Genomic DNA, 8,387 nt, shown 5'->3' with positions numbered 1-8,387 from the left:
ATTCCAATCCTTCTGGAATCTCGTCAGAAATGACTAGACTTTTAACGATACTATCTTCAACCGTGTTACGAGTTTTAATCGTATAACGAATCGTGTCACCGACTTCAGGGTTATCTTTATCTGTATTTCCAGCTAGCTTTTCTTCTAGCTTCGATGATTTCCCGGATTCAAGATCTGGATCTTTTGGATCTATAGTAACCTCTTCTTCCGGTTTATCCGGTTCGTCAATATTGCTACTGTCGACAGTTGCAACGTTTTTAATTGTTTTTTCAGATTGTCCTGACTTCACTTTCGCATAGAATGTAACTGTGCGCCATTCTGTATCGGTCACATCACCAAAGCTTGCTGTAACTGTACCATCTTTGAATTCAGCTGTGCCTTCATGACTTACTTCTATGCTATCTTTTACAAACTCAAGTCCTGCTGGAAGTTTATCCGTTATCACTAAATTACTTGCCAAACTATCGGATACTTGGTTACGCGTCTTGATTGTGTAAACAATCGTGTCGCCTACTTCAAATTTATCCTTCCCTGTTTCTAAGTTCTTTGCTGATTTCTCGGATTCAAGGACTGGATCTCTTGGGTAAATTTCCACTTCTTCTTCTGGCTTATCTGGTTCATCAATATTGTCACCATCTACAGTTGCAACGTTCTTTATATCTGCTCCTGCTTGGCCTTCTTTGACAGTTACTAAAAATTCTAACGTATGCCAATCGGTATCCTTGATATCCCCAAACTGACCTGAGATTTTACCATCCACTACATGTCCTTTATCATCATCCTCAGCATCAGTGACAGATTCTCCATCGACTTCTAGACTACCCTCAACATAGTCCAATCCTTCTGGAATCTCGTCAGAAATGACTAGACTTTTAACGATACTATCTTCAACCGTGTTACGAGTTTTAATCGTATAACGAATCGTGTCACCGACTTCAGGGTTATCTTTATCTGTATTTCCAGCTAGCTTTTCTTCTAGCTTCGATGATTTCTCGGATTCAAGAACCGGGTCTCTTGGATAAATTTTCACTTCTTCTTCTGGCTTATCTGGTTCGTCTATATTGTCACCGTCTACAGTTGCAATATTTTTAATATCTGCGCCTGCTTGACCTGCTTTTACCGTGACTAAAAATTCTAGTGTATGCCAGTCGTTATCCTTAATACCCCCAAACTGACCTAAGATTTTGCCATCAACTACATGACCTTTATCATTATCCTCAGTGTCGGTGACAGAGTCACCATCTACTTCTAGACTACCCTTAACATATTCCAAACCTTCTGGGATGTTGTCCGAGATAACGAGATTTTCAAGAAGGCTATCCTCTACTTTATTACGTGTTTTAATCGTATAGCGAAGTGTATCGCCGACTTCAGGATTGTCCTCATCTGTATTTCCAGCTAGCTTTTCTTCTAGTTCCGATGATTTCTTTGATTCAAGAACTGGATCTCTTGGGTAAATTTTCACTTCTTCTTCTGGCTTATCTGGTTCATCGATATTGTCACCGTCTACAGTTGCAACGTTTTTAATATCTGCACCTGCTTGACCTGCTTTTACGGTGACTAAAAATTCAAGCGTATGCCAGTCGGTATCTTTGATGTCACCAAACTGACCTGAGATTTTACCATCCACTACATGACCTTTGTCATCATCCTCGACATCCGTGACAGACTCTCCATCGATTTCTAGACTACCTTCAACATACTCTAGACCTTCTGGAATGGTATCAGAAATGATTAGATTCTCTACTAAACTATCTTCAACGGTGTTGCGTGTTTTAATCGTATAGCGAAGTGTATCGCCGACCTCAGGGTTGTCTGCATCTGTATTTCCAGCTAATTTCCCCTCAAGCTTAGCCGACTTTTCAGACTCAAGATCTGGATCTTTTGGATCTACAGTAACCTCTTCTTCTGGCTTGTCTGGCTCGTCAATGTTGCCACCATCTACTATTGCAACGTTTTTAATTGTCTTTTCAGATTGACCAGACAATACTTTCGCATGGAATGTGAGCGTATGCCAATCGGTGTCTGTAATATCACCAAATTGAGCGTTCGCTTTTCGATCTACAAAATGACCGGTATCATTGTCTTCAGCGTCGGTGACAGATTCACCATCCACTTCTAAACTACCCGTTACATATTCGAGACCTTTTGGTAGTTCATCTGAGATTGTTAAACCTTCCACGATACCATCACTTACTTTGTTACGTGTTTTGATCGTGTAAACAATCGTGTCGCCTACTTCAAACTTATCCTTGCCTGTTTCTAAGTTCTTTGCTGATTTCTCTGATTCAAGAACTGGGTCCCTGGGGTAAATTTTCACTTCTTCTTCTGGCTTATCTGGTTCATCGATATTGTCACCGTCTACAGTTGCAACGTTTTTAATATCTGCTCCTGCTTGACCTTCTTTTACGATTACTAGAAATTCAAGTGTGTGCCAATCCGTATCTTTGATGTCACCAAACTGACCTGAGATTTTACCATCCACTACATGACCTTTATCATCGTCCTCGACATCCGTGACAGATTGTCCATCCACTTCTAGACTACCATCAACATACTCTAAACCTTCTGGGATCTCGTCAGAAATGACTAGATTTTTAACGATACTATCTTCAACTGTGTTACGAGTTTTAATTGTATAAAGAAGCGTATCGCCAACTTCAGGATTGTCTGCATCTGTATTTCCAGCTAGCTTTTCCTCAAGTTTAGCTGACTTCTCAGATTCAAGATCTGGATCTTTTGGATCTACAGTAACTTCTTCTTCTGGTTTGTCTGGCTCGTCAATGTTGCCACCATCTACAGTTGCAACGTTTTTAATTGTTTTTTCAGATTGTCCTGACTTCACTTTTGCTTGAAATGTGAGCGTATGCCAGTCAGTGTCTATAATATCACCAAATTGAGCTGTTACTTTTCCATCTACAAAATGCCCGTTATCATTGTCTTCAGCATCGGTGACAGATTCACCATCCACTTCTAAACTATCCGCAATGTATTCTAACCCATCAGGTAGTTCATCTGAGATTGTTAAATCTTTCACGATACCATCACTTACTTTGTTACGTGTTTTAATCGTGTAAACAATCGTGTCGCCGACTTCAAACTTATCCTTCCCTGTTTCTAAGTTCTTTGCTGATTTCTCTGATTCAAGAACTGGGTCTCTTGGGTAAATTTTTACTTCTTCTTCTGGCTTATCTGGTTCATCGATATTGTCACCGTCTACAGTTGCAACGTTTTTAATATCTGCTCCTGCTTGACCAGCTTTTACGGTGACTAAAAACTCTAACGTATGCCAATCCGTATCTTTGATATCTCCAAACTGACCTGAAATATTGCCATCAACTACATGACCATTATCATCATCCTCGACATCCGTGACGGATACACCGTCCACTTCTAGACTACCTTCAACATACTCTAGACCTTCTGGAATGGTATCAGAAATGATTAGATTCTCAATTAAACTATTTTCTATTGTATTGCGTGTTTTAATCGTATAACGAAGTGTATCACCGACTTCAGGGTTGTCCTCATCTGTATTTTCGGCTAGTTTTTCTTCTAACTCCACTGATTTCTCAGATTCAAGAACTGGATCTTTTACTTTAATCGGTGTTTTTGTTTCATTTGTTTCAATTTCTTTTTCTTCATTTTTTAGCAAGTCTTTATATTTGACCTGTGCTTTGTTGTCCACATCTTTGCCTGCATGATTGAACAAAGCTTTCACTTTAAATTGAACAGTAATTCCGTCCGGTAATGTGGTTGTGTTCGGTAAGTCCCCTAATTTAAAGATGACTTTTTCACCGTTAAAATGACCTGCATCATTATCTTCCACATCTGTTAGGTCTCCCGCTTTCGGACCATTTAAAATTTTCATGGATCCTGGGACATATTCTGTACCCTCTGGAATGGCATCTTCGATTACCGTATTTGCAGCAATGTCTCCACCGGAATTTTTGACGGTCACTTCATAGATTAATTCGTCACCTGCAAATACATCACCTTCAGGGCTTACTGATTTCTCCGCTGTCACACATGGTTCGGTACCTAAAAAGATATCGTCTAGGAAATTTCCTGCTGCGTTTGATCCATTTGCACTGGAAATAGCTTCAAAACCAAAGCGAGTTTTCGTTTGACCTGCTGGAACAACATATGAACCAGAATAATATTTCCATGCATCTTTACCACTCGTCATTGTTTCAATCGTTTTCAGATTTTTCGGATCAACAGTGGCTGAATCTATCTTTAATGCCATTGTATCTTGGCCAACACGACCTTTGTGGGCCAGACGCCAATAAATCGTTTGGCCTGGTGTCGTATCTACATCTTGATAAAGCTGTGCCGCTTCACGGCTGTTCAATTCAGCGAACTGTTGACCGTGCGCCGGAGTAACCTTCAAAGCCTCATACGGGTGCCCTGGTGGGATTTCATCACCCAAAGATTTATTCATGATTTCGAATAAACCTGATCTGTCGGTAGTTTTCCACCCTGGGACAGCAGCTTGAGGGGCATCGAACCATCCAATCTGTTTTGTTAATCGCGAATCATCAGGCGAAAATGGCGGATCTTCAAAACTACCATTAATTAGCGCTACTGGTGCGGCACAGACGTCTGGAGGATCTGGTCTCTCAATAACTTCAGTTGTCACTTCATTTGTTTCAATTTCTTTATCTTCATCTTTTAACAAATCTTTAAATTTTATTTGTGCCTTGTTTTCTACAGTTTTTCCTGCATGGCTTGACAAAGCTTTCACTTTAAATTGAACAGTAATTCCGTCAGGTAATGTGGTTGTGTTCGGTAAGTCTCCTAATTTAAAGGTTACTTTCCCATCAGCATAATGACCTGCATCATTATCTTCCACATCCGTTAGGTCTCCCGCTTTTGGACCATTTAAAATTTTCATGGAACCCGGGACATATTCGGTACCTTCTGGAATGGCGTCTTCAATGATTGTATTTGCTGCAATATCACCGCCTGAATTTTTGACGGTGATTTCATACGTTAATTCGTCACCTGCAAATACATCACCTTCAGGGCTTACCGATTTCTCGGCTGCGACACATGGCTCAGTTCCTAAGAATATGTTATCAAGGTAATTACCGAAAGCCACATTTCCACTAGCTGAACTAATTGCTTTAAATCCAAAACGCGTCATTGTTTGGCCTTCTGGTACCGTATAAACCCCTGTATAAGTTTTCCATGTAGTTCCAGTTGAAATTCTCTTTATTTCTGGCGTAGTATTGAATGGATCGTCCGTGATCGGTCCAATATTAACACTCATCGTATCTATACCATTGTATCCTCTGTGATCTAAGCGCCAATAAATCGTCTGCCCTGGTACGGTTGGTAATTCTTGATATAACATACTATTTTGATCAGCATTTAATTCCGCAAATCTACTCGTAAGATTGTCCTTATTCGGAGCATTTATAGGTATAGTGCTCGGTCGGGCAGGGTCCATTATTTGAATAATTCCTCTTGGTGTACGGTTGAAATCAGTCGTTTTCCACCCTGGAACAGTATCTGCATAGTAATAACCACCTCCTGCTACCGAGTTATCATAGGTACCCGGTCCCTCCGGCAATTCAAAATCACCATTAATCAACGCCATTGGTGCGGCACAGGCATTTGGAGGGTCAATTGGTTCTTCAATTGTGTTTATCACTTCATTAGATTTAATTTCGTCAGATTCGGATGAAGTCATGGTTGCTTGGTTTACAATTTCAGAACCAGGTGCAGTGTCATCCTTTACTTTCACTTGAAAGGTGATAGTTGCTGCATTTTCTTCATCTACGAGAATAACGCCTTCACTTGCATTCTCCGACGGCGATTTAATCTTTAAGCCTTTTACTAACGGACTTTGACCATCGATATCGGCAACATCTTTCCCGTTTAATTTCGTACTATTTGCGACATACTCCGTTCCTGCTGGAATTTTATCCGTTAAGATGACGTTGTCAGCAGGTAGATTTCCTGTATTGTTGACCACGAGTTTGTACTCGATCACGTCATTATTGTTGACAGAACTCGTTTCTTTGCTTCCATTGGCAAATTTCTCTATATTCAGCTCTGTGTAAAAACTTGGAAAAACTGCTGAAGCAGCATCAGTAAGGAAATTAATATTTGGAATTTTCACGAGATTTTTCGCAATATTGTCTTTTGGATCGGAAGCAAAGAGATCTCCTTGTGTGAATGCAATAAGCAGTTCATTAGAAGGTAAGTAACTTAATCCTGCTCCATGTCCTGGGGTAGTAAGTGGTATATTCCCTACCCGTCCAAATACTGTTTCTTTCCCCGTATCACGATCATAGCGCACCCATTCTTCATTTGTGGCATCGATATAATACATATTTCCTTTATCATCAAAAACATTATCACGTAAGTTTAATCGGTTATTTGGATTGATACTACTGTCTACCACATTCCCTGTATTTGGGTCGATCAATATAATACGCGACTGTTTATTTGTTGCATCTCTAACAAATAAAGCATAATGACCTGTGATTGGATCAATGGCTCCTGCACCTAGCGGAAGGAAAGTTGCCAATTCACTTGGCATATTTAAAGGTTGTTTTGTTGCATTACCGTCTTCGGTAATTTTATAAATAAATGTATTATTATTAGCTTCTATTGCATAAACCTCAGTTCCATCTTTAGACAATGCAATAGAATCCAAGGAACCTGTCAAACTTCCTATTAATTGTTTTTCATATTTGATCCCTGCTGATGGATTATGACCATCAATTTGCAACAACCAAGTTCCCGGTTTACCATTATAAGATGTGACACTTAAATAAGTGTCTGTGGTGTTAAAGTTAAACCCTGTTTCATTATTGGCAGCGGAAGCATTTCTTTTTGCATTCGTTTTTTCTGTAGACGATTCTGAGTCTGGCTCTTTTGCCTTAGCATTATCATTTACGGATTTACTTTCTTCTTCTGATTCACTCTCTTCTTTGGTGTCACTTTCTGACTCCTCTTTAATCTCCTCAACTAGTGTTACCACTGCTGGATTCGTTTCAATAGAAGAATTATCGTTAATCATAATCTCTGCAATGTTTTCAATTTCTTCTCCTGTGTCCGTATCTTCCTTCACTTGCGCTGTAATTTGGAGCGTTAATTCTTTCCCCGCAAGTTCCTCTAGTTTTTCTTCTGTTAATTCAAGTTCAAAAGAAACGGTTTGACCATCTACTTTGGCCTTTAATACCTTATCCGAATTTTCTTCAGACTTAACTTCATTTTCTTCAGACTCTATCTCTTCTTCCCCATCGATTAAAATGATCGTATCTATCACTTTTAATCGATCATCGAGCTTATCTAAAATAGAGATAGTTGAATAACCTGATAAATCTTTTGGAAAGAGAACGTTTACATCATATTTGTAATCTTCTCCCTTATGCATTTCTTTTGTCTTTTCTCCATCAATAGTTTTAGAAACTTCAGGATCATTTATCTCTTCTATTTCAGATTTCTCCGAAGCTTCAACAGAAAACGTAGAAGCCGATGGAAGAATTCCATTTAATAAAATTAAAAACATTGCTAAAAATACCATGCTTTTTTGGATTCTAGCCTTCATTCTGCTTGTAACTAATTTCCTGTAATTCAATTTTTTAACCCTCCTCTTTTTTAGATTGACTTGCTTCCATTAGTCTATTGACTATTAAAATCATGATATATAAAAGGCCTATACAATTTCCATACACTTTCTATACATTTTCCACACATACAAGAAATATATAAGTAATTATTACTATCCATAAGTATGAGAAAAAAGTAAGTTGTAGTTATTCAAAGCCTGTAACAACAGCATTTGTAAGAACATTTAGGAAAATGGTAAGTTTCGATGCATAGTGCTAAAGATTCAATTATACAAGAAGAAACTTTTGGGGAAATCCTCCTTTAAAAGGGATACTATTTAATCTCAATAACTAGGTTGGACAATTTAAATTTCTTTGACTCTCGTTGGGAAGTAGAAGTAATTGGAGCCTAAAGTTAACAAACTGTGTTAATAGGAAACTGGCAAATTCTATTTACACTCCCTAAGAATAAACAGTCTTAGCTCAATGGATTTAGAGCTAAGACCGTTTAGATCATTGTTATTTTATTACCAGCTGTTTACCTAACCGGCGAGCAGTTCAATTCGTATGAAAACTCATATTTTTATAACTTGTTTGAACTGTTCTTTACTCTACCACTCGTTTTCTTCTTTTATAAAAGAAGAATCCTAGTGTGATCAAACCTAGCCCAACTAAAGCAACGTTAAAGATATTTGTTGCTGTTTTCGGCAATTTCTTACCAACGTTGTCATTGCTTTTTTCTGGTGCTTTTTCCGTTTCTTTTGGTTCTTTAGAGTCTTCTGGTTCCTGTGGCTCTACTGGTTTCTCTGGTGTTTTCGG

Annotated in this window: 2 protein-coding genes; both read right to left on the bottom strand. The window is 38.7% G+C overall.

Annotated features, from left to right (window positions below; all coding sequences use genetic code 11):
- The coding region (locus tag DFR56_RS23195; RefSeq protein WP_110397686.1) for an isopeptide-forming domain-containing fimbrial protein at nt 1-7,597 on the bottom strand (7,597 nt) is incomplete at its 3' end.
- 577 nt (nt 7,598-8,174) lie between these two features.
- Nucleotides 8,175-8,387 (bottom strand): LPXTG cell wall anchor domain-containing protein (locus tag DFR56_RS22435; protein ID WP_146214360.1); only part of this gene is annotated, 213 nt, incomplete at its 5' end.

The organism is Pseudogracilibacillus auburnensis (assembly GCF_003201975.1).
Classification (GTDB): Bacteria; Bacillota; Bacilli; order Bacillales; family Amphibacillaceae; genus Pseudogracilibacillus; species Pseudogracilibacillus auburnensis.
This window is presented reverse-complemented; position numbering and strand designations above follow the sequence as displayed.